The 22,528-nt window shown below is 37.0% G+C and carries 22 protein-coding genes; 3 read left to right on the top strand and 19 right to left on the bottom strand.

The window, feature by feature from the left end; genetic code table 11:
* Positions 1 to 6: 6 nt before the first annotated feature.
* The 13 genes from BLR36_RS14315 to BLR36_RS14255 all read right to left on the bottom strand — a co-directional run bounded on the left by BLR36_RS14315 (position 7) and on the right by BLR36_RS14255 (position 12,539).
* Positions 7 to 1,533 (bottom strand): aldehyde dehydrogenase family protein, encoded by a 1,527-nt coding sequence (locus BLR36_RS14315; RefSeq protein ID WP_093062435.1) that lies wholly within the window; start codon positions 1,531 to 1,533, stop codon positions 7 to 9.
* Positions 1,534 to 1,549: 16 nt separating this feature from the next.
* Entirely contained in the window at positions 1,550 to 2,197 is a 648-nt protein-coding gene (gene eutL, locus BLR36_RS14310; protein WP_256371036.1) for an ethanolamine utilization microcompartment protein EutL, read from the bottom strand.
* 16 nt (positions 2,198 to 2,213) lie between these two features.
* Positions 2,214 to 3,164 carry an ethanolamine ammonia-lyase subunit EutC gene (gene eutC, locus BLR36_RS14305; protein WP_093062434.1) on the bottom strand — a complete coding sequence of 317 codons (951 nt, stop codon included), beginning with the start codon at positions 3,162 to 3,164 and terminating at the stop codon, positions 2,214 to 2,216.
* Between the two features lie 12 nt (positions 3,165 to 3,176).
* Entirely contained in the window at positions 3,177 to 4,541 is a 1,365-nt protein-coding gene (locus tag BLR36_RS14300) for an ethanolamine ammonia-lyase subunit EutB (protein ID WP_093062433.1), read from the bottom strand.
* Positions 4,542 to 4,557: 16 nt separating this feature from the next.
* Complete coding sequence (locus BLR36_RS14295; RefSeq protein WP_093062432.1) at positions 4,558 to 6,006, bottom strand: ethanolamine ammonia-lyase reactivating factor EutA; 1,449 nt, start codon at positions 6,004 to 6,006, stop codon at positions 4,558 to 4,560.
* A 168-nt stretch (positions 6,007 to 6,174) separates the two neighbouring features.
* Complete coding sequence (locus tag BLR36_RS14290) at positions 6,175 to 6,684, bottom strand: EutP/PduV family microcompartment system protein (protein WP_093062431.1); 510 nt, start codon at positions 6,682 to 6,684, stop codon at positions 6,175 to 6,177.
* 15 nt (positions 6,685 to 6,699) lie between these two features.
* Positions 6,700 to 7,041, bottom strand: a complete 342-nt coding sequence (eutS, locus tag BLR36_RS14285) for an ethanolamine utilization microcompartment protein EutS (RefSeq protein ID WP_093062430.1) — start codon at positions 7,039 to 7,041, stop codon at positions 6,700 to 6,702.
* Positions 7,042 to 7,077: 36 nt separating this feature from the next.
* Positions 7,078 to 8,349 (bottom strand): ethanolamine utilization protein EutH, encoded by a 1,272-nt coding sequence (eutH, locus tag BLR36_RS14280; protein ID WP_093062429.1) that lies wholly within the window; start codon positions 8,347 to 8,349, stop codon positions 7,078 to 7,080.
* 141 nt (positions 8,350 to 8,490) lie between these two features.
* Complete coding sequence (locus BLR36_RS14275; protein ID WP_093062428.1) at positions 8,491 to 9,060, bottom strand: ANTAR domain-containing response regulator; 570 nt, start codon at positions 9,058 to 9,060, stop codon at positions 8,491 to 8,493.
* On the bottom strand, positions 9,035 to 10,492 hold the full coding sequence (locus tag BLR36_RS14270) for a sensor histidine kinase (RefSeq protein WP_093062427.1): 1,458 nt from the start codon (positions 10,490 to 10,492) through the stop codon (positions 9,035 to 9,037). The genes BLR36_RS14275 and BLR36_RS14270 overlap by 26 nt, the downstream gene beginning before the upstream one ends.
* A 157-nt stretch (positions 10,493 to 10,649) precedes the next feature.
* Positions 10,650 to 11,027, bottom strand: a complete 378-nt coding sequence (locus BLR36_RS14265; protein ID WP_093062426.1) for a hypothetical protein — start codon at positions 11,025 to 11,027, stop codon at positions 10,650 to 10,652.
* A gap of 19 nt (positions 11,028 to 11,046) precedes the next feature.
* Positions 11,047 to 11,520, bottom strand: a complete 474-nt coding sequence (locus BLR36_RS14260; RefSeq protein ID WP_093062425.1) for an acyl-CoA thioesterase — start codon at positions 11,518 to 11,520, stop codon at positions 11,047 to 11,049.
* Between the two features lie 50 nt (positions 11,521 to 11,570).
* Positions 11,571 to 12,539 carry a DUF4003 family protein gene (locus BLR36_RS14255; protein ID WP_093062424.1) on the bottom strand — a complete coding sequence of 323 codons (969 nt, stop codon included), beginning with the start codon at positions 12,537 to 12,539 and terminating at the stop codon, positions 11,571 to 11,573.
* A gap of 91 nt (positions 12,540 to 12,630) precedes the next feature.
* Between BLR36_RS14255 and rluF the strand changes: the two genes are divergently transcribed.
* Together rluF and BLR36_RS14245 are read left to right on the top strand one after the other, a co-directional pair.
* Positions 12,631 to 13,335 (top strand): 23S rRNA pseudouridine(2604) synthase RluF, encoded by a 705-nt coding sequence (gene rluF / locus BLR36_RS14250; protein ID WP_093062423.1) that lies wholly within the window; start codon positions 12,631 to 12,633, stop codon positions 13,333 to 13,335.
* 22 nt (positions 13,336 to 13,357) lie between these two features.
* Positions 13,358 to 14,077 carry a DUF6904 family protein gene (locus BLR36_RS14245; RefSeq protein WP_093062422.1) on the top strand — a complete coding sequence of 240 codons (720 nt, stop codon included), beginning with the start codon at positions 13,358 to 13,360 and terminating at the stop codon, positions 14,075 to 14,077.
* Between the two features lie 345 nt (positions 14,078 to 14,422).
* Here the strand turns inward: BLR36_RS14245 and BLR36_RS14240 are convergent, their stop codons facing one another.
* From BLR36_RS14240 to BLR36_RS14220, 5 genes are all read right to left on the bottom strand, one after another.
* Positions 14,423 to 15,964 (bottom strand): Mur ligase family protein, encoded by a 1,542-nt coding sequence (locus tag BLR36_RS14240; RefSeq protein ID WP_093062421.1) that lies wholly within the window; start codon positions 15,962 to 15,964, stop codon positions 14,423 to 14,425.
* Positions 15,965 to 16,072: 108 nt separating this feature from the next.
* On the bottom strand, positions 16,073 to 16,375 hold the full coding sequence (locus tag BLR36_RS14235; RefSeq protein ID WP_371326729.1) for a DUF6509 family protein: 303 nt from the start codon (positions 16,373 to 16,375) through the stop codon (positions 16,073 to 16,075).
* A 229-nt stretch (positions 16,376 to 16,604) separates the two neighbouring features.
* Positions 16,605 to 17,549, bottom strand: a complete 945-nt coding sequence (locus BLR36_RS14230) for a serine hydrolase domain-containing protein (protein ID WP_371326735.1) — start codon at positions 17,547 to 17,549, stop codon at positions 16,605 to 16,607.
* Positions 17,550 to 17,620: 71 nt separating this feature from the next.
* Positions 17,621 to 18,139: a DUF4825 domain-containing protein gene (locus BLR36_RS14225; protein WP_093062418.1), complete on the bottom strand. Its 519-nt coding sequence runs from the start codon at positions 18,137 to 18,139 to the stop codon at positions 17,621 to 17,623.
* Entirely contained in the window at positions 18,140 to 20,773 is a 2,634-nt protein-coding gene (locus tag BLR36_RS14220) for a cation-translocating P-type ATPase (protein ID WP_093062417.1), read from the bottom strand. It abuts the gene before it with no gap.
* Positions 20,774 to 20,912: 139 nt separating this feature from the next.
* Here BLR36_RS14220 and BLR36_RS14215 point away from each other — a divergent pair, with 139 nt between their 5' ends.
* A complete protein-coding gene (locus BLR36_RS14215; RefSeq protein WP_093062416.1) occupies positions 20,913 to 21,737 on the top strand; it encodes an STAS domain-containing protein in 825 nt (274 codons plus the stop codon).
* A 128-nt stretch (positions 21,738 to 21,865) separates the two neighbouring features.
* Here BLR36_RS14215 and BLR36_RS14210 read toward each other — a convergent pair whose 3' ends face one another.
* A complete protein-coding gene (locus tag BLR36_RS14210) occupies positions 21,866 to 22,519 on the bottom strand; it encodes a hypothetical protein (protein WP_093062415.1) in 654 nt (217 codons plus the stop codon).
* Positions 22,520 to 22,528: the final 9 nt, after the last annotated feature.

Here is a 22,528-nt window from a genome sequence, read left to right as displayed (position 1 = left end):
AATGGGTTATTTTGATAATTTACTTACTATTTCACTGACTAAGTCTTTCACGACTTGCGGATCGACTTTATCACTAGTGCCTAATGACTGTAATACACTTTCTACTACTTGATCTGTGACATCCTCTGAACTTTCGCTTCGTACATCAGCCGGAACTTGAGATGAGTTAAGATTTACTTCTTTAATGCCATAAGCCATCCTTTTAATATTCAAAAGGTGTTTGGCAGTTACATTATCAGAAGTTATATTCCCACCAAACGTACCGCATCCCAAGGTCATCGATGGCATTAACCCTGTAGTACCACCTACAGCGCCTACCGAGGACATTGTATTGACTAAAATTCTGGAAACTGGCATTTCTATCGCAAACTCACGAGCTACTGCATCTGTTTCGGTATGAAGTGAAAGACTATGTCCCATACCTCCAAGCTCTAGAAGAGATAAACAAAGTTCCTTTGCATGCGTAATATCTGAAGCGATATACATTGCAAAAATCGGTGATAATTTTTCCAGTGCAAATGGTACGTCTTTCCCTACCTTCGTCTCTAGACCAACAATTATGCGGGTATCTGATGGCAAAGAAATACCTGCAAGCTTGGCGATTGTTTGCGGGCTTTTGCCAACAATTTTAGGATTCACTTTTCCTGGCACTGGAGAGATTACCTTTTCCATCGCTTTCTTTTCCTCATCAGATAAAATATAAGCCCCGTTTTTCTTAAGTGCCCTTGTTACTAGTTCGGAAACATTTCTATCCACTACAATAGCTTGTTCTGTTGCACAAATAGTACCAAAGTCGAAGGACTTACTATTAACGATATTCTCAACAGCTTTTTCAATCTTTGCCGTGCGTTCGATGTATACTGGAACATTCCCAGGTCCTACACCGTAAGCAGGCTTTCCAGAGCTATAAGCTGCTTTTACTAAAGCTCCACCACCTGTTGCTAAAATAAGGTTAATATCAGGATGTTTCATAAGTTCCTGTGTAGCTTCCATAGAAGACATTGTTAAGCACTGAACAAGTCCTCTTGGAGCACCGGCTGCTACAGCTGCCTCCCCACACACTCTCAAAGCTTCTTTCGTACAATTAACCGCATAGGGATGGGGACTAACAACGATTGCATTTCTCGTTTTCAACGCAATAAGCGTTTTAAAAAAAGCAGTGGATGTTGGATTGGTCGTCGGAATAATTCCGGCTATAGTTCCAAATGGAGCCGCAATTTCAATTACCTTATTCTCTTTATCCTCTCCAACAATACCAACAGTTTTTAAATCTTTAATACTTTCATACACATCACGAGAGCCGACTTCGTTTTTTATCTTTTTATGTTCTGCAACGCCCATTCCCGTTTCTTCTACTGCCATTTCCCCAAGTCTTGCAGACTGCTCAAAAGCAGCAGCTGCCACGGCTTTTACTACTGCGTCGACTTGCTCTTGCGAAAATTTCATATATACCTGCTGGGCTGCTTTTGCAGTTTTTACGGCCGTTCTCATTTCCTGTAACGCAAGTAAGTCCGTATCAATTACGCTAACCATAGAATTCACTCCTTCCCTAATAGTCTAGTGGTCGTTTAGCCATATTCGTAATGGCCTCTCGAAAAGCATCAGCAGCAGCCTGACAGGAAGACTGACTTCCTTCAAGTAGCGCACCACCAAAGTTGGTTTCGGAAGGGGGTGCAAAAAGCTCGCACACCTGAACATCGGCAGCCTTCATTGCAGCATCCAGCCCTATAATTGCCTCTAAAGGAGGTGCTATTAAATAAGCAAGTGATCTCCCTTCCTGCACGCCAGCCACTTGAGCTAAATAGCTTCCACAGCTAGAAATAACCTTTGCATATAAAGCATGATTTTCATTTTCATTTATCGCTTCAAAAAATGCATCATTTTCAATGGTGATTCGGATAGAGTCTAGACCACTTTTCACTTCCTCAGGAGATGGACCAGCAATAATACCGATAAACTCTCCTGAAAGAGGACCAGATGCATGTGCCGATCCGGCATAGAAGCTTTTAGCATAAACGACTTCGACATCTGACTTTTTCGTCGCTTCATCTGCAGCTGTATATCCAACATCATCAATTGTTGTAGTAAACAAGCCTAAACTTCGTTGATGAGGCTTTAAACTTAGTTTTTCAGCTAAGCCTGTATCTATATTCGGAATAACTTGCATGGATAAAATATCAGCAAATATTTTTTTCACCTTTAATAGATACCTCCTATCCTTCTTTTCTCACTAATGACACTCCACTTGCTTCATACTTCAATATTTTTTGAATGAGCGTTCCTAGATATGCTCCTGCCTCCACAGATGGAATTCCACCTTTATGGATATTGGAAACAACCATGCGATCGGCTTCAATGGTTCCGATTCTTGGCTTGTAACAAATATAGGCACTTAATGACTCTGCAGACACAAGCCCCGGTCTTTCTCCGATCAATATAACGACAATGTCAGGTTGGAGAAGTTCTCCAATTTCATCCATCAAAGCTACTCGACCTTTGTCTACATAAAAGGTTGTACCCATTTCAATATTTAAGTTTTTTAAGGACTGCTCTAGACTTAGATAAACGTCTTCTAAATTTTCCTCTAACGCCTTGGCACTTAAACCATTCGATGCGACTACTTGGACCTTTGGAGTTCTTTTGCATTTATCCAAAACAACCTGTTTTGAGTCATCAGAAAGTCTTCTACCAAGATCTGGTCGACGAATATATTCCTCTTTATCTAATACTCTTGTATTTACTTGAAAGAAATTTAAACGGTCTAATATTTCCTTTGGCACCTCTCCATAAACGGCATCCACAGCAGCTGCATGATCATAGCGAAATTGAAGCCATGTTTTGGTTTTAGGTCTAGTACCAGCTCTCCCTACTGCAATTCTTGCAGGTGTTTTGCTGCGTAACTCAGTAAAATATTTTTCTTTATCATCTTCCTTAGATGCTTTTTCACTTTGCGTTTGCAGATTTACATTTTCTCGCTTTCGAGTTGTCACGTTTGAAGGATAAAATTTCACTTCTCCAACAGGGCTACTCGCAATACTTGTTTCCGTTAAAGCTCCACTTGGATCCTTGGGATATAAACTTATATTTTGCTGATCCTGATCATTATTCATCTGAAGTTTTTCCACAACCATTTTGGTAATATCTTTGATCAATTGTTCATTCACATAAGTCATCTCCTAACGTGTGAATAGACTAGGGTCTCCTGCTCGATTACTTAATCGACCATTCTCATAGATCCCCATCTTCTCAAGCCATTTTAAAAATTCAGGAGCGGGTGTTTTGCCAAAAGTTTGTAGTAATGTAGCAACATCGTGAAAGCTCATCGATTGATAATTCAACATACAATCATCTCCCATTGGAGTCGCAATGATGAAGTTCACACCAGCTGCTGTTAAAAGAACACCTAAATCCTCAATATCATTCTGATCTGCTTTAATATGATTGGTATAACAAATATCTACGCCCATTGGTATGCCATGCATTTTACCCATAAAATGATCCTCTAGACCAGCTCGGATTACTTGCTTACTGTTATACAAATACTCCGGTCCTATAAATCCTACAACTGTGTTCACGATAAATGGATCGAAATGGCGGGCAAAACCATAATTACGAGATTCTAACGTCATTTGATCAATACCAAAATGGGCTTCTGCTGAAAGCTCTGACCCTTGACCAGTTTCAAAATACATCACCTGTGGACCAGTGCCAGTTCCTTGCTTTAAAGCTAAATGACGCGCTTCTTTAATAAGCTCTGCAGATATACCGAATGATCGATTGGCAACTTCTGTCCCCGCTATACTTTGGAAAATCATATCTGCAGGAGCACCTTGTTCTATTGCTTTCATTTGCGTAGTGATATGTGCTAGAACACAGTTTTGCGTTGGAATTTTCCAGTTTTCAATGAAATCATGTGTGGCATGAAGCAATCGTTTTACACTTTCAACTGAATCGTCTACAGGGTTTATCCCAATTACCGCATCTCCAATTCCATAAGAGAGACCGTCCTTTAGAGAAGCAATCATGCCGTCTACACTGTCTGTTGGATGATTCGGCTGTAAACGAGATGAGATTGTTCCTTTTTGACCAATGGTTATATTGCAAGTTGATAAAATCTCAATCTTATTGGCAGCGTGTACTAAGTCGAGATTGGACATTAGTTTAGCTACTGCTGCAATCATTTCAGAGGTTAGTCCTTTACTAATTCTTTTAAGTTCCCGGTCTCCTACTTCATTGCTTAATATATATTCTCTTAACTCTGCGACACTCCAGTTTTTTAGGTCACTATAAATCTTTTCGTTTATATCTCCTTCAATTATTTGAGATACTTCGTCCTGTTCTATAGGTATTAAAGGATTGTTTCGTATGTCGCTTAGTAAAATATCACTAAGTACCGTTTTCGCAGCAATCCGTTCCTGCACTGTTTCTGCAGCTAAACCTGCTAGGCGGTCACCGGATTTTTCTTCGTTTGCTTTTGCCATTACTTCCTTCAAGTCTTGAAAGATATAGCTAATACCACCTAATGCTGTCTTGAAATTCACTTTCGAAAAACCTCCTTTATGACGAGTGGAATGTTAAAGTTTTCACTACGACTGGAACTACTCCCGAGTCGAGTGCTTTTCCAATATCCATATAGTCACCATGATCGACTTTTACTTGATCAATACATATAACACTTTGACGAACACCCATAGCTAGCAGCGTTTGACCGATTACCTTCGCGTGGTCTGTCTGTAATACAAGCACAATTGGTAGCAACGGATTCGGACGTTTTTCCATTACCTGTATAATGGATTCGGAAAGCTTTTGAATATCTCGGAATCCCATATAGGGCAAATTGGATATATATAACGCAAAGTTTTGTCCCTCTCTCGAAGCATCATACATATTAATCGCCTTTCTGATTTCCTCATCAAATTTTTCTAAACCTGTTTGCAAATCCGATTGGAAATTGAAATTGTACACAGGGACATTTTTTATCGGTAAATCATTAGGAGATACTTGAATCGTAGCTCCACTAATTTCGGTCGTTTGAGTTCCAGCTCCTAGTACCGTTGCACGTACCGTCTCAATGGGCTCGTGCCAGCCAAAGCTTTGAAGCCGTTCATTTCTCTGCAATTCTTTTGCTAACTGTTGACCAATATCGTCATACCCAGCTATTGCTTGTTTATCCTGCTCATGGTTATAGATACACTCCGCTATTCCTCCAGAAAACACGATAGTATCGACTTCTTCTTTCCAGTTAGGAGTGTGTCCAAGTATAAGTAATTGATCTATCTCGTTTACTTCATTTTTTAATACTCTACTAAGCGATTCCACCATAAGTTGTACTACTAGTTGAATCCCAGGCGATGTCTTTGAGTCTCCTATATTTAAAGATATTCCCTGTGATTCCAGTAACCTCTGTACAGGAGCTGAAATAGACCTTATCCTATCGCCTTCAAATTCTATTAACCTTCCACCAATATGCATTGTACAAGTTCCCAGGAGTTCGCTATCTTTGTAGATGGCAATATTCGCAGTGCCGCCACCTATATCAATATTCGCAATTATCTTTTGGGAGCGAGCAGAATATTCATAAGCACCTGAACCTTTTGCTGCTATAATACCCTCTAAATCAGGACCTGCAGTTGCTACTAAAAAGTCTCCGACTTCATCTGAAAGATAATGCAGCATTTCTTTTGCATTTTGTTTGGTTGCTGTCTCACCTGTGATAATTACAGCACCTGTTTGAATTTGATTTGATGTTATGCCTGCATTTGTATATTCTTTGTGAATAATTTTCTCTATTTCAGAGACATGAATGGTGGAAGAGTCCTTTAACGGAGTCCGATAGATAGGACTTTTATAAATAACTTCCTTCTCTACAATCTCAATTCTCGGTACATGTGTCGTCCCAGCAGTATTCATTAAAGAAAAGCGACTAATAATTAGCTTAGTTGTACTTGTACCTATATCAATTCCAGCACTAATGATCGTTTCTTTTTTTGGAGTGAAATTGATCAAAATCGCACCTCATTTCATACAAAAGCTCATGCTAAAACGTAAAAGGTTAGTAGTGTTCAACAAAAAAACGCCTCTACTAAGCACATGGGTAATCCATGTGAAAGTAAAGGCGTCATTGCCAGTTTATAAACTTTTATTTCGATATCTATGAATATATCAAAGATTCCGTCAACTGTAAAGCTGATTTGTAAACAAGAGATTTTCATCTTGTTCTTTTTCTACATAGCTTTTCATAGATGCCATATCATCCATGTCCACTAATGCCTTTAAATGCTCCACGCCTGTTCCATTGACCGCAGAAGCGATAACAATTGGACCAACCGAAATGACGGATTCAATCATTTTAATGGAGCGTTCTAAATTTGCCTCTTTATGGTCACTTTTAGTAATTACACCAATAGGAAGTTTAGAAAATCCCGTGCTGAATCCTGGTGGAAAGATCATCTTCCCGTTTGTTGCATCCTGCAAATAAAATATATGTGTTACCTCTAAAGCAGTTGCCATAATATTTTTATAAAAAAATGGGTTTTCTGTGTATTCTCCGGGTGTATCAACAATCCAATCATAATAGATCAATGTTTGTGTTTTAATAGCAGGAACAATTTTTCCTAGCAAAGAGTTAGTCAGTGTTGATTTCCCTGCCCCAATGGCACCAATGAGCATCACTCTATTTTTCATGGTCTTTACACATCCTTAAGACTTCGTTATTTCTGCTGGCGTATACCCGAGTCTTTCAGAAAGAAATCTATTTATCTCAATCATGGCCATATCTACTTCAGAAACACTTCCCACAATTACTAGACTTCCTGTAAATCTATCTAAAAATCCAATTTGGACATTTGCTGCTTTTGTTGCTAAATCGCCTGCAATTATAACCGTCTCACTCGGAGTACAAGTCATTATTCCTAATGCTCCCGCCTCTTGAATACCCAATTTCACAAACATATCAGGATCTGGGTTAGCGATTAGATGACTTAATGTAATTTGTTTTCCAGGTACAAATTCTTGTATGAATCTTTTTTTCTCCTCACTCATTCAGACGCTCCTTTCATGCGTATTATAGAATTATATTTACGCTTGTACTGGAACTGACTCTTTGCCAATATCCTCTTCTTCTAAATATTCACCCTTTTTTATAATACCAGCCGCTCGATCCTGTTCTTCTAATCTCAAAGCAGTAGGTACAGATAACCAATAAGCAAAGGCAATCGCACAAATACCAGCAAGTAGCTTTCCTAAAATAACTGGTAAAATAATAGTGGGTTGGAAATTAGCCGTAAAAGATAAGTGATCTCCCAAAAGGAACGCTGCACATACTCCAAAAGAGATATTCAATACTTTATCTTTCGGTCTCATGTAGCGAACTAAAGAGAACATAGCTAAAATATTCGCAATAGTAGCTAATATACCAGCACTTCCGACAGAAGTAAGACCAATTTTACGACCTCCAGCCTCTAAAGGTCCTGATGCATATTTGCGCAATAAATATACCATCGGGAAAGCACCCGCTAACATGATACCAATATATCCAGCTGTTTCAAGTGCTCTAAATTGGTCTGCTTCGTCCGCCATAATTGGATCAAAGCCCCAACCACCGAAGATTGTGGAGAATATTCCTGTAAAAATTTCTACGATGGAGAAAACTAATACTAATTTTATACCTGCATCCATCACTCGCCCAAATATCATAAAGCCCCTTATCATTCCATTTGGGAAAAATTTAAGTCCCGCTGCGATCAAGATCACAAAAATGAGCAAAGGTGTTAAATTGATTAGTATTTGACCATAGCTTATGACGAACTCATAGGTGGAATCTGTGGTAGTACTAATAACATCACGGATCTTAGTATCAAATAGTACAACTAAAACCGAAGCAATGAATGCTCCAATCGGAATCGTCAGAACTCCTGACATAATACCAAGTGCCATATACTTATGATCTCGTTTATCTAGCATTGCTAGTCCCATTGGAATAGAGAATACAATCGTTGCTCCTGCCATGTAGCCTACAATAAGTGCCATTATCCATCCTTCATAGGAATCTTTTAGTGCATTAGCTAACTGATAGCCTCCCATATCTGATGCTAGTATCGCAGTCGCCGCAATTGCAGGATCTGCTCCTATGGAATCGAAAATTGGTCCAACAAATTTGTCGATAAACCATGTTAAATACGGAATCGATGCCATAATCCCAGCAGCCGGAACAAAAATATGACCGACTGCATGTAAACCAGACATAAATTCTTTCCCTAAACCATTATCTGGATCCTTTATTGCAGCAAAAGCTCCTAGTACTGCACATATCATAATTATGTACACTACCACTGTTCCTATCATTGCCATTTCTTTTCCCCCTTAAGAAATAATATATAGTGCCCCATTTACTTCGTATATTGTTACTAGCTGAACAGATAACACCCCCTTAAAGAAATACAAAAAGGCGCTCAAAGAATAGTTTCTTTAAGCGCCATTGCTTTTTTATATTCACTTGTTAGTTAAAATAATCTCTTTTGCAACTGACTCCATTGTCATCTGCCTAGACATGCTAGATTCTCTGATTCTCTTAAAAGCTTCCGATTCGGTCATATCTTCGGTTTGCATTAACAACCCTTTAGCACGTTCGATTAGCTTTCTTTTCTCTACTTCTTGTTTGGCAGCTTTTATCTCTTGTTTTAACCTTTTTGCCTTTTCTGATTGGTGTAAGGCTATTTCCACTGCCGGCAGTAAATTAGCTTCAGAAATAGGTTTCACTAAATAACCGACTATATTGTCTTGTTGTGCTTTTTCTACAAATTCCTTTTGACTATAAGCAGTAATAATTAGAATCGGTAAATCTAGTTGGTTGGCAATTATATTACTAGCTTGTAGCCCATTAATCTTTGGCATCTTAATATCCATGAGTGTCAAATCTGGCTTATGTAAAAAAGCTAACTCAATTGCTTTGTCTCCATCCCCTGCTTCTCCGACTACTTCATAACCTTGATCTTGAAGCATAAGTTTTATATCCATTCTTATGATAGATTCATCTTCAGCTATTAATATTCTCTTTTTCATGGTAGATAATAACCTCCGAACTTATTGGGAATGTTACTACTGCATGCGTCCCTTGCTCTACCGGCACGTATCTAAACTCTCCATTTAAATCATTTAAAACAAGATTATGAACTATTTCTAATCCTAAAGACGATTTTGGCTCCTGCATTCCAACCCCGTTGTCGAAAATATGAAGCTCCAAAAAATCTTTGTTTGAATAAAAACTTACAATTATATCTCCTTCAACATCCTCTGGAAATGCATGCTTTAAAGAGTTTTGTACAAGTTCGTTGATAATTAATGCAATTGAAACGGCTTTTCTAGATGTTGTTAAAATTTTATTGCCATTTGACTCAATAATCAAGTTAACTTTTTTTAAATATTCATTTAACACTAAAGTGGAGGATACTTTTTTTGTTAACTCTATAATATTCACATCTTCATCATCCGCATTAGAGTTTGATAGAATCAGTTCATAAACAGAAGAAATACTATATATTCTATTTAATGTATCTTCAAAATATACCTTACTTTCTTCTGGAAATCCTTTTCTCATTTGAAGTCTCAACAAGCTAGCTACCGTCTGTAAATTATTTTTTACTCGATGATGAATTTCTTGAATTACTACCGATTTCATCATTAACTCTTTTTCTTTTGTACGAAGCTCTGTTACATCCTGAATAATGAGAAGTGTTCCTTTAAGTTGTTCTTTCTCTTTTACTCTAATTTTTTTTACAATTAAATTTTTTCTATCTACCGTTAAATCAAATACGAAGACGTCTTCTTTAAAATCATAAATAGATTGGAGAAAAGGGAGTAATTCTAAAATATTTTGATTTTGAATTTTATCTAGTTGAGTCATTTCTGATATAAAATTAACGCCTGCAGGATTAGAATAGGTCAACCGGTCTTCCTTATCTGTAAGAAGGAAAATTTCCATTAAAAGATCTGATACCAATGGCACTTCCCTTGAGTGTCCTCCGAGGACTTCCTTTAGTTCTTCTTGACCAAATGATACATTTTTATAGCTGCTGCTAATGGGCATATGCTTATAAATCTCTTCCTCAGAAATTAGCACCGCAATCACTTGATGTTTGTTGTTTTTTATCGGTATAACACTTTGCTCTACCGTTTTCCCTTCTTGTGTAACCGCCTGATTAGTAAGTGACTTTTTACCGGTTCGATAACTATAAAAAACACCTGGTTCAAATGATTCAAAAACAATTTTCCCTACTACGGAATTTTCATAAATAGCTTCAGATGTTCTAGGAAAGGCTTCGGCAACTACTATTGCCTGGTCTGAATCCTTCATCATGCAATCTATGAACATATATGCATTATTCAAGTCTGCATATAATTGCAATGTAGAAGCAACGTCTTCCAAGACTTTTATTTCATCAAAGGTTAGCTCCGTATAGATTTGACATAGCTGATGTAAGGTAGTTTCACTCAAGTAATTATTCCCGCCTCCATTTATTAGAATTATTTGAATTCATTATACGAAGAAATATACGTTTGGTCAATTATTGCTTTCGAACGTGATTTGTTTTATGTAAAAGACAAAAAGACCTGTAAATGCACTGCATGGGAGCAGAACTTTTACAGGCATATTATTGTTTCTCTAAAGCTTTTCCAAATAGCTTACCGATAAAATACCACAGAATATATATACCTAATACGATACATACAAAGAACAGGGCACTTTCCATTTTTTCCGGTAAATTGATAGGTTCCAAGAATATTTGAATCGTTACTAATAGATAAATGATAGCTGCGATACCTGCTAGTAATACGATGCCAATAATGGATAGCTGAGAATAGGTTAGTTGCTTAATATGGTGACGGTGCTTCGTTATTTCTAAAAGAACGACGAGCACTATTGCTGTGAAAGTAATAGTAACTTCTTGAAGGTAAATCGAATTGATTAAATATATGACCAGCAGCGTAATCATCAGATATTTGTATAGTTCATCAATTTGTTTTAGCACTTAGCCACTTCCTACCCTCTTAGTATTTCATTTCTAAGCGTTGCTTCCGATGAGCACGTCTAGCTGGTCCTGTTTCATAAAGGCGTTTTTCTTGCTCCGTTTCTGGATGTATCCCAGGTACAGGTACAGGTTTTCCATTTTCATCTACTGCAACCATCGTGACATATGATTCCGTCGTTAGTTTTTCTTCTCCAGTAAGTAGGTTTGTTGATGTTACTCGAACATAAACCTCCATGGAAGAACGACCTGCATTAGAAACAACTGCCTCTAGCTCCAGTACGTCACCCACCTTTGCAGAAGATAGAAAGTCTACTGAGTCTATTGAAGCTGTAACAACAGCACCTTGTGCATGTTTCATGGAGGAAATAGCTGCAATCTCATCAATAAATGCAAGCACTCTTCCACCAAAGATCGTTTCATGATGATTAGTATCCGGTGGCAATATTAAATGCGTTTGAATAGTTCTAGATTGACTCATTGGATTAGTATTCATTATTCTTACCCCTCTTATATAAATAATCTATGTTTAGTATAGCATGTTCATTAATACGAGCCAGAATTTGATGTTGTTGCTATACTAGTTGCTGCAATAGTAGAAATCATAATCGCTTGTTGTGCTTGTAATATAAGCTCAAGCGAAGTTGCCATGGATATCGCGGCAGCTGCATAAGCTTCTTTAGAGGATCTTAAGGACAATCCAAAAGCAATAGGGAGCGCTGAGTCTTTATACCATGAAAATAACTTCATACTTGCAATGAGTTCATAAGATGCTACAACTTCGTTTAATTGTTCTTCATCCAAGTTTAAAGCAGCCATAAATCCTATAATGGGATATTGTGCTTGAGATGTTTTTATTTTGAGGCTTTTTAATCCATTGCGAATAATTACTGCTCTACTCACCATATTTTCTTCATATGCTGGATTAGAATACGTAAGAACCTGAGACATCCATTGTAGTTCATTCCCGGAATAGAATTTATGTTGCTTTAGTTCTTTATAATAGCGATTCATCGTTTCCGCTCGAACAGCTGTATCACCTTCCAATTTGCCAAGAAACATTGCATATGGATAGTCGTCAGTAGAGGTTAAAAAGCGATGATATGCCTTCATATCATCCATTAGTTTTTGTGCCATTTTCATTTCAATTGGCCATTGATCTTTTTCATCGGACATCATAAGGGCAGTCAAATACGTATAGCTATTCATTTTAAACCCAAACTGTTTTAAAGCATCAGCTTTTTCTATTAAAAGATTTACTGCTTGTTCTGGTTCAGCACCGGAAACGTCTAAAGTTGCAACAAATAAAGGATTTAAGTGAGAGCGTAAAGCAGAGAAGATGCCTGCTCTTTTTTTCAAATGGCTAGCCACTTCTTGATATCTAGTTTCATCAAATTCCCGCTCTAAAGTTACATAATAACCCGCAAGTGACAAAGTTATTCGTTTATCTACGGTCCAACCTAATGTTTTTTTCAGTGCATTAAATGTTTGTTCTAACTTTTGTTCAACGGTCATGTAAATCACTCCTTTCCTAATTTACGCTATTACTCTAATTTAGTTTCAACATTTGTTATAATTAAATTAACAAAAAAAGTAGGTGTCTATAATGCGGATAAATAAATTTTTAAGTGAAGCTGGGATCATCTCAAGACGCGGTGCAGACAAATGGATCACGGATGGAAGAGTAATGATAAACGGAAAAACTGCAGAACTCGGCAGTAAAGTAGAAGCTGGGGACGATGTTCGCGTAGATGGTGAGCAAATTGTTGTTGAACAACCACTTGTTTATTTAGTATTAAATAAACCTGTTGGTATTACTAGTACGACAGAATCTCATATTAAAGGAAATATCGTTGATTTTGTTAACCATCCTCTGCGTATTTTCCATATTGGACGTTTAGATAAAGACTCTGATGGTTTAATACTTTTGACGAATGACGGCGATATTGTAAATGAAATACTACGTGCAGAAAACAGTCATGAGAAAGAGTATATTGTAACAGTGAATGAGAAGATTACCGATTCGTTTATTGAGAAGATGGGTGCTGGCGTTAACATTCTAGGTACTAAAACACTGCCGTGTAAAGTGAAAAAAATTGGGCCAAAAACATTCAACATTATCTTAACACAGGGATTAAATCGTCAAATCCGAAGAATGTGTTCAGCATTAGGATTTACAGTGAAAAGATTACAACGAATCCGAATCATGAACGTATCTATTGAAGGCCTTCCTATTGGGGAATGGAGAGATCTTACACCTACTGAAAAAGCAGATTTATTTAAGACGCTTAACTATTCACCAAAACGGTAATAGTACATCAGGAGGTGAAAATATGTTAGCTCTCAAAAATACTGAGAACTTAACTGGAGCACTTATAAGCGGAGATTATTGGGATTTAGACGAGCTTTGCACAGCACTTCATCGGTTAACTGGAAACGAATCTCGCTATCTTGATTGGCAGGGTGCTCGTATGCGTTTATTGCGTATTATCCATGACTTAAGAAAGGCATACCAAGGAACTAAGAATGTTGAAAGCGTTGGCAATGGATTGAAAAAAGATACGATGAAAAATCACGATTTTATCGCTTCGCAGCATAATATTTACTTTTCTACAGAAATCTTATGGCCAGATCTTATCTTTGCATTAGTTGCGATCAATGATTTTATCCAACTTCATAAAAAATATGAACATGCTACAGATTTAGATATTCATATAGTTAATGTACGTAAATTTCAATCACTTATCGCAGAAGGTCTGAAAGAGAATATGTCAGAAGAAACGTATACCTCTGTCATACAATATGTGCTAACATCCAATGCATATGTAGAAGAATATGCTGTTCAATACATCGACTTACTTAATCTATCTTATATCGAAATGTCTAGAGACCAACGTATAAAAACTTTTGACTCAATCGCACACAAAATCATCATCCAATCGAAAGACTATAATAATTTTAAAAATAAAATTCTAACAGAGTTAAATAAAACTAAAAGTACTATCCATGATTTCCAAATGAATATAGAATACCCAGAGAATATTGAGTGGTAATCGTTAAGAAAAATCTATATACACCGTTGATCTCCGCTCCGTTCGGAAGCTTCCGTGGGCACAGTTCGAGCCTGTAGTCTCTCCCTCGTGCTGTCCCACTGGAGTCGCCGACCTGCGCTACAATCAACAATAAACATTTCAAATTAGGTAAGCTTTGTACAAAATTACATAAATAAACTATCTTTGTCTATCCTCCTTGTATAAATTAATTTCTACTTCCTTCATTCAGTGGATAGCATTAATAATCAAAAAAAGATAACAAAGATACACCAAATCTTTTGGTGTATTACTAAACTTCCTTTTAAAAAAAGCAGCTCCATTTACATGGAACTGCTTTTTCATATATTAGGAGTTTCCAGCAACTCGTTTTTCAAGTGGTTGGAATAATTTCTTTTTATCGACATTTGGTCGAATTGTTTCTAGCTGCTCTAGCGCTAGCTTTGCACCATAGTCCATTCCTTGGCAACCGGCTAACAATAGTAAATCTCCTTCTGCAACATCATTAAGACTACACTTAATAGCTTCTGGCAATTCCTCGTACAGTTGTACATCAATACCTGAACTTTCCATAACCTCCTGGAAAACAGCAAGCTCACTTTCAGAAACTACATCTTTTTGCGTGACATGAGAGCGACTTAAAGTAGCAATAACTTCATGTATACCAAGTTTTGGCGCCCATTTAGCAATGGTCTCTGCATTTTCTCTGTTAACCGTCACGCCACGATCTCCACGGATTGCATAAACAAGCTTGATACGGTTAAAGTCCATCTTTTGTAACGTACCGAGGGTAATATCTATATTCCCACTGTTAGCAAAGTGGTCATCAATAATTTTAAAATCATCCTCAAAGATAATTTCAAAACGACGCTCTACCCCTACAAACTCCGCTAAACTCTTTTGAATTGTAACTACCGGCACTTCACATAATAGTCCAATCACTATGCTGACCATTGAATTGTATACCGAGTGAAAACCTGGGGTAGAAAGTTCCACTGTAAAACTTTGCTGAGGGATAACAAGATCCTGTGTCACTAAATCTTGTTGAATTTCTACAGTGAACTTTGCTCTACCAGTTGATAGGTCCAAATTGGTACAAATAACATCTGCAGATTGCTCTTCCACACCTATGGTAATAACCTTTGCTTGTGTTTTATCTACAAGTGAGGCTGAATACGAATCATCTAAGTTTAAAATAGCAACCTTGTCCGCACCAGCATTGCGAATAAGGCTAGATTTATGATAAAAATAATTTTCAAAAGAAGAATGCAAGTCAATATGCTCACGACTAATATTATTTAACGTGACAATATCAAAGTCCACACAACCTACGCGATTTAACTCTAAAGCAGAGGAGGATACTTCCATCGTTGCATGGCTTACATGTTCATCGACCATTTGCGCATAAAAACGTTGTAAATCTAGAGATTCTGGTGTTGTTAGTTCTGAAGGCTCTGCATAATCTCCTATTTTCACAACAACCGTTCCCATAAGCCCCGTTTTCAAGCCATGGTTTTCTAATATAGCATTTGTCATAAACGAGGTAGAAGTCTTACCATTCGTCGCGGTAATTCCAATCGTTTTCAACTTCCGAGTTGGATGATTATAGTAAGCATCTGCAAGTGTTGCAAGCGCAATTCTTCCATTTTCTACTTTATATTGCGGTACCTCAATTCCATCGATAAAGTCTTCTACTACTAAAGCAACTGCACCATTTTCAACTGCTTGTCCTGCAAATTGATGCCCATCTACTTTAAATCCTTTTATACATACAAATATCTGCCCTTTTTCCACTTTACGTGAATTATAGGCAAGTCCCGTTATTTCTAGCGGTCCAGCATTTTTAGTTTCTAAAACAGATATATGCTTCGTTAAATTTGTAATGTCCATCAAACAAGCCACCTTTTGTTGTAAATCTTCTCCATCAGTTTACCTTAATTACGATAAGAATTAAACAATAACAAAAACCAAGAAGCAGATGTCTTCTCGGTTTTCACTTTATATAATGTCATTATAATGTTCTTTACAAAAAGCAAGAACGATTGCTTCCTCTTCCTCTTCTAAACCAAAATCCAGCACTTTCCCATTGCTTCGGTTTATAAAATGGTACTGTACAATGCGCGCTTCTGAATCTTCAATAACCAGAATCACTCGTAAATCTAACGAATTGGTTTCATCAAAAAGTTCATCGTCTTCAGGAACTTCTATTCCAAGTAAAAATTCATAGCGATCGCCTGTTATAATTCCTGTTGGATCGTTTAACTTATCAACCTCGTAGGATGTTATTTTCAAAATGTCCACCTCCGTACCTACAGTTTATCATTTTTTATAGAAAATAATCCATTTACATTATTATTAGTATAATATGGTTAACATCTTCAAGTGAAAGAATGCTTCTCCATTTTATAAAAGCATATTACAAAGTGAACTCTGAACAACTCTGATTTCCGCTGGAGGCGTTGCCTGCCACCCCAATCTATAGGATCAACTTTTTAACAAGTTTAATTAAGTAATAATGATATTGACTCATTTAGAAAGACTTTTCCAATTCTAGCATCATTGCATATGCTCCTTTAGATTTGTTAGAGCATATAGATAGGATAACTGTATTATGTGGATAATATGCTGAGTGAAAACTCACTCCAGGATCATATCCCATTACATGATATTTATAGATTTGGTTTTCTTTTTTCTCAATCCAAACCCCATACCCGTAATAACTTTCATCCACCTCATGAACATATGGAGTCATTAGTATTGTTTTATCATTTAATAATTTATCTTGTATCAGCGCTTCCCAAAATAATACCATATCATCTGCAGTGACAAATGCTCCACCATCTGACCCTCCTTGTATAGGAAGAGAATACACATTTGTTTTCCATGTGCCGTCTTCGTTGTCTATATAACCAATCGCTGTATTAGAAGGTAGTGCATCTAATGCAAAATAACCAGAGTTCTTCATCCCTGCTTTGTCCATAATATTTTGTTGAACATAGTCTATGAAAGCCATGCCAGTCACTTTTTCTACAATCAAACCTAGGACTATATATCCTGCATTATTATAATAAAACTTTTCACCTGGAATAAATTTCTGCTGCTCCTTTTGAAATAATGGTAAAAAATCGTGCAGTCGGCGAATATGGTACATCGGAATCTTTATCCATAACTCTTCAAAGTCGTCCATTATTTCCTCATCAAAATAATCTGGAATTCCCGAAGTATGCGTTAAAAGATGATGGATCGTTACACCTTCGTGAAAATATGGAAAAGAAATGTCTAAGACATCTCTTAAAAGGCTATCAAAACTTAGTTTCTCCGCTTCTACTAGTTGTGCAATTGCAACTGCAGTAAATAATTTACACCCCGAAGCAATACCAAAGCGTGTTTGCTTCTCATTCAGTACCCCATCAGCACGATTAGCATATCCAAAACTAGCTTGAAGTTTTACTGAATCACTCTGTTTCACAAAAATAGATCCTGAAAATTGATTTTCAGTTTGAATCTTTTCTATTTGTTTCGTTAAGTTATTCAGAACTAACGCCCCTATTTTGTATATTGATTAATCCAATCAGTCGTTGTACTTTCTAACAGCGGATTTTGAACTTTCTCTTTAAATATCGCCGGGCCAATTAATCTATCAAAATCATCACCAAACCATCGCTCCACATTCTTTCTTGTTATCACATAGGATTGGTCTGAGAAACGCATATTAACTACTTCTAAATTTTTTATTAAAACAAAGGCAGCTGTCGCGTTATATATAACAGTTTTTTCATCACCACTCGTATTGTAATTTATAACAAATGTGCGTGTATTGGGATCCAACTCGACTAAATCTCTATGATTAGAAAAAGGTAGATTATTAAATAGATTCGTGATGTTGGAGTTATTTCCCGTATAGTCATTTTCATATGCTAATACTCTTTGAAAGTCATGTGTCTCTACTGTCAGTTGTTTTTCATCTTCTTGAGCTACTTGTTTTTGATTGTTACTTAGTACATAAACTACTCCAAGTAATAATACTAATGATATTCCCACTACCAGTCCGATTGTTTTCTGCAATTATTTCCCCCCTGACACTTTAACCAGCTTAACCAACTCATTGATCATTAAAGGCAGCAAGCTAAGTCCAGCTACAATTATCCAATCCTTCGCTCCTAAAGATTGAACGCTAAACATTTTGGCTATTGGTCCAACAGAAACTATTAATACTTGTATAATAACCCCAACCAGGATAGAAGCTAGCAAAAATTTATTTTTGAATATACCTACTTTAAATACTGATTGGTTCATCGATCTAAAATTCAACGAATGGATTAACTGAGAAAAGCTAAGTGTAATAAATGCCATTGTCTGTGCGTGCATTAGTACATTCTCCGGAACATCTGATGTTACTCCATTTAAACCTATGACAAAAGCTGCTAGCGTAATTAATCCGATTAACAACCCGTTCAACACTAAAAATGGTAGCATTCCATGAAAAAGTCCCTCTTTTTGTCTTCGAGGTTTCTCTTTCATAACACCTGGTTCCTCTGGGTCTACACCAAGTGCCAAAGCAGGGAACGTATCTGTCACTAAGTTCACCCAAAGAATATGGATAGAACGGAGCGGAGTTGGCCATCCAGCAACAATTGCAAAAAACAGTGCAATAATTTCGCCTAAATTACAGGAAATCAAAAAGATAACCGATTTTTTTATATTTTTATATATATTTCTACCTTCCTCCACTGCTTTGACAATAGAAGCAAAGTTATCATCGGTCAATACCATATCTGACGCACCTTTTGCTACATCAGTTCCTGTAATTCCCATTGCAACTCCAATATCAGCTTCTTTGAGTGATGGCGCATCATTCACCCCATCACCTGTCATCGAAACAGTATGACCAGCAGCCTTTAATGCTTGAACAATTTTTACCTTATGTTCAGGAGAAACTCGTGCAAAAACGTTTGTCACGTTACATGCATTTTTTATTTCATCGTCTGTTAAGCTATCGAGTTCAATGCCTTCCATCACTTCCGTCTCTTGCTTTGCAATACCTAACTCATGAGCAATGGCATAGGCTGTATCTCTATGATCTCCTGTTATCATCACGGTTCGAATACCAGCTGCTTTACATACTTCAATCGATTCCTTCACTTCTAATCTTGGTGGGTCCATCATCCCAACAAACCCCACAAATATTAAATCTTCCTCTGCACCTTCTATTCCTTCATGACCCTCTACTTGGTAGGCAGCAGCTAATACACGAAGAGCTGATTGCGACATAGTATGAGAAGCTCCAATGATTTCAGCCCGTAATTTCTCTGTTAATGGAATGACACCTTCTTTCGTCATGATACGGTTACAGCGAATTAGTAATCGATCTATTGCGCCCTTTGTCATGCGGTAATATACATTTTTATGTATATGAACTGTGGTCATTAATTTCCGGTCTGAATCGAACGGAATCTCTTGGAGACGTTGATACTCTTTCTCTAGCTCTAGTTTGTTCAATCGATTTTGAGCTGCTGCAGCCACTAATGCTATTTCAGTAGGGTCACCAGTTTCAGCATCTTTTGTATACGTAGCATCATTACACAAGACAAAGATTTTCATCAATAGATTTTGTATTTCGTTTTTTAACTGAAAATCTTTTATATCCTGTATTTGTCCGTCTGCATAGAATTGTGTTACTGTCATTTTGTTTTGGGTGAGTGTTCCCGTTTTATCCGAACAAATAACATTTACCGAACCTAATGCTTCAACAGCTGGAAGTTTTCGAATAATTACATGCTGTTTTATCATTCTCTGAACACCGATTGCTAGAACAATGGATACAATAGCCGGCATCCCTTCTGGAATTGCAGCAACCGCTAGACTTATAGCAATCATGAACATCTCCAGAAAATCTCGACCTTGTAAAATTCCTATTAAAAACATGACAAGCGAAATGATCAAAGCTGCTATTCCTAAATATTTACCGACCTGCGCTAGGCTTTTTTGTAATGGTGTTTGCTCATCTACTGTCGTATTTAACATACCCGCTATTTTACCAATTTGAGTATCCATTCCTGTTGCTACAGCTATTCCTGTCCCCCGTCCCACTGTTACAAGTGTAGACATAAATAACATGTTTTTCTGATCCCCAAGTGGAATATCCTGATTGTCCTTTTCTAAAAGAGCTAAAGCGTCTTTATCAACCGGAACTGACTCTCCAGTAAGAGCTGCTTCTTCTACCTTCAGATTGGCAGACTCAATTAGACGAATATCACATGGAATATAAGACCCTGCGCCCACCACAACGAAGTCTCCTGGCACTACTTCTGCTGAGTCAATTTCTTTCGTTTCTCCATCTCTTTGCACGATCGCTTTAGGGGTGGCCATGTTTTTAAGTGCCTCAAGTGCATCCTCTGCTTTAGACTCTTGAATAACTCCCACAACTGCGTTAATTATTACAACTAGTCCGATAATAAACGCATCCGCAATCTCCCCAACAAAAGCTGAAACAACAGCTGCAATTATTAGTACATAAATGAGAACATTATTAACCTGGGCAAATATTTTCTCTACCCAGGTTTTCTTGCGATTAGTAGCCAACCGATTTGGACCGTATTTTTGCAATCGTTTTTGTGCTTCTGCCTCAGTAATTCCTTTTTCACTTTTAACATGAAGCTCCTGGAACACTTCTTCTGTAGACTTTTTATACCAACCCATCGGTTTCACCCAGCCTTTCCAGCATCGGTTTTTGATTTGTTAAGAAATCTAAAATACTTTTATTCTACCCAAGTGGAATAATTTGTCCTGTACCCTTACAATAATAGTAATAATAGAACGATTGAAGGAGATAGACGAAATGAGTCATCTAAACAAAGAATTATTTGATTATATTATGATGAATAAATCAGCTATAACAGATGCATGGTTAGCTCAGCAATCTAAAGATGACCCAAGCTACTCTTTACCACAAAACAATACATATTTAAGAGAAGAAAATGGAGCTCTAATAGAAGCTATCTCTTCTGTTTATATTCAGGATCAATTTGAATATCTAGAATATATCAACAACCGTTCCGCTGATGTGGCAGAGAAACGAGCAAAAGAAAAATTTCCTTTGTTTGAAAGCATCCGTAGTTTCCGCAATGTCCGGATCGCCTATTGGACTTTTGTTCAAAAGTTTATACAGCAGTCTCCAACTCCTATAGCTGGAGATCTAGTAGCTGAATGGTCAAATCTGATGAATACGGCATTTGACTACATTATCGAAAACTTTGCGAAATACTATCACCAATATACTGAAAATATACTTGCTACCCAAAAAGCTCTTATTACGGAGTTAAGTAGTTCAGTTATTCCTATTAAAGAAGGGATAGGAGTTTTACCTTTAGTCGGGAACATCGATACAGAACGTGCAACAATTATTTTAGAATCCGCGTTGGAGCAGAGTTCAGCTAAAAAGCTGAATACTATTTTTATAGATTTATCCGCAGTACCAGTGTTAGACACGATGGTTGCTCAAAAATTATATCAACTGCATTCTGCTCTAAAGCTCATTGGTGTAAATGCCATTTTCTCAGGAATTCGACCTGAACTTGCTCAAACGGCCGTTGCTCTTGGTATAAATTTTGCAGATATACAATCCTATTCCACATTAATGAACGCACTAAAAGCTAATTCTTAAGTTACTCACAATGCATCCACAGCATTAATACAATAGAAATGTTTTCAGAGAGTTATTCACATGTGGATAACTTTCTGAAAGTAAAAGCGACTATTACTCCCCTGTGGATACAATTTGTCGCTTTTCTTTTATTGAATCGTTATCTTTCCTTCTCTGTTCACTAGAATTACTTTTCCATCTTCTAGCACTATTTCTATTGGAGAAGTCTCACTCATTTTTTTAGAAAAATACCAACGCCGCTTTGGAGGAACCAATAAAATAAACGTATCTTTTTTCCCTAGAAAATTTAACTCATCAGGTTCAATTTGGAGATGACCGGAAATAGGAATACCAATCTCTTGTAACTTCTCTCCTGTTTCTTCTACAAATGGGGTTGTGATACTTACTTCACTTAGATTTAAAAATGACTCAATGCTGAAGTCACTCCATTTATCTACATTTCTCCTCGCAATTAGTTCAATTACATTACCTGCTGGATCTTCAAAGTAAAATGCATCTGCTTCAAATCGAGCATAATATATTTCATCTACAGAAGCTTCTCTATTAAGTAATACTCTTTCTTTTGCCCAATGCTTAGCAAGTGTAAATTGATTGCCTGGTATATTAATGGCAAAGTGATAGGAAGTCTGTAGTTCGGAAAGTCGAAAAATAAGCGTAGAAGTTCCAATAGATATTTGAAAATATTCATCAGTTGATTCCTCAATGGGAATTTCTAAGACATTGCCATAGAAGCCTCGCAACTGTTTTAATTGATTCGTATATAGAGTTACTCTGTTAAACATATTCTCTCC

It is taken from the genome of Psychrobacillus sp. OK028, assembly GCF_900103605.1.
Classification (GTDB): domain Bacteria; phylum Bacillota; class Bacilli; order Bacillales_A; family Planococcaceae; genus Psychrobacillus.
This window is presented reverse-complemented; position numbering and strand designations above follow the sequence as displayed.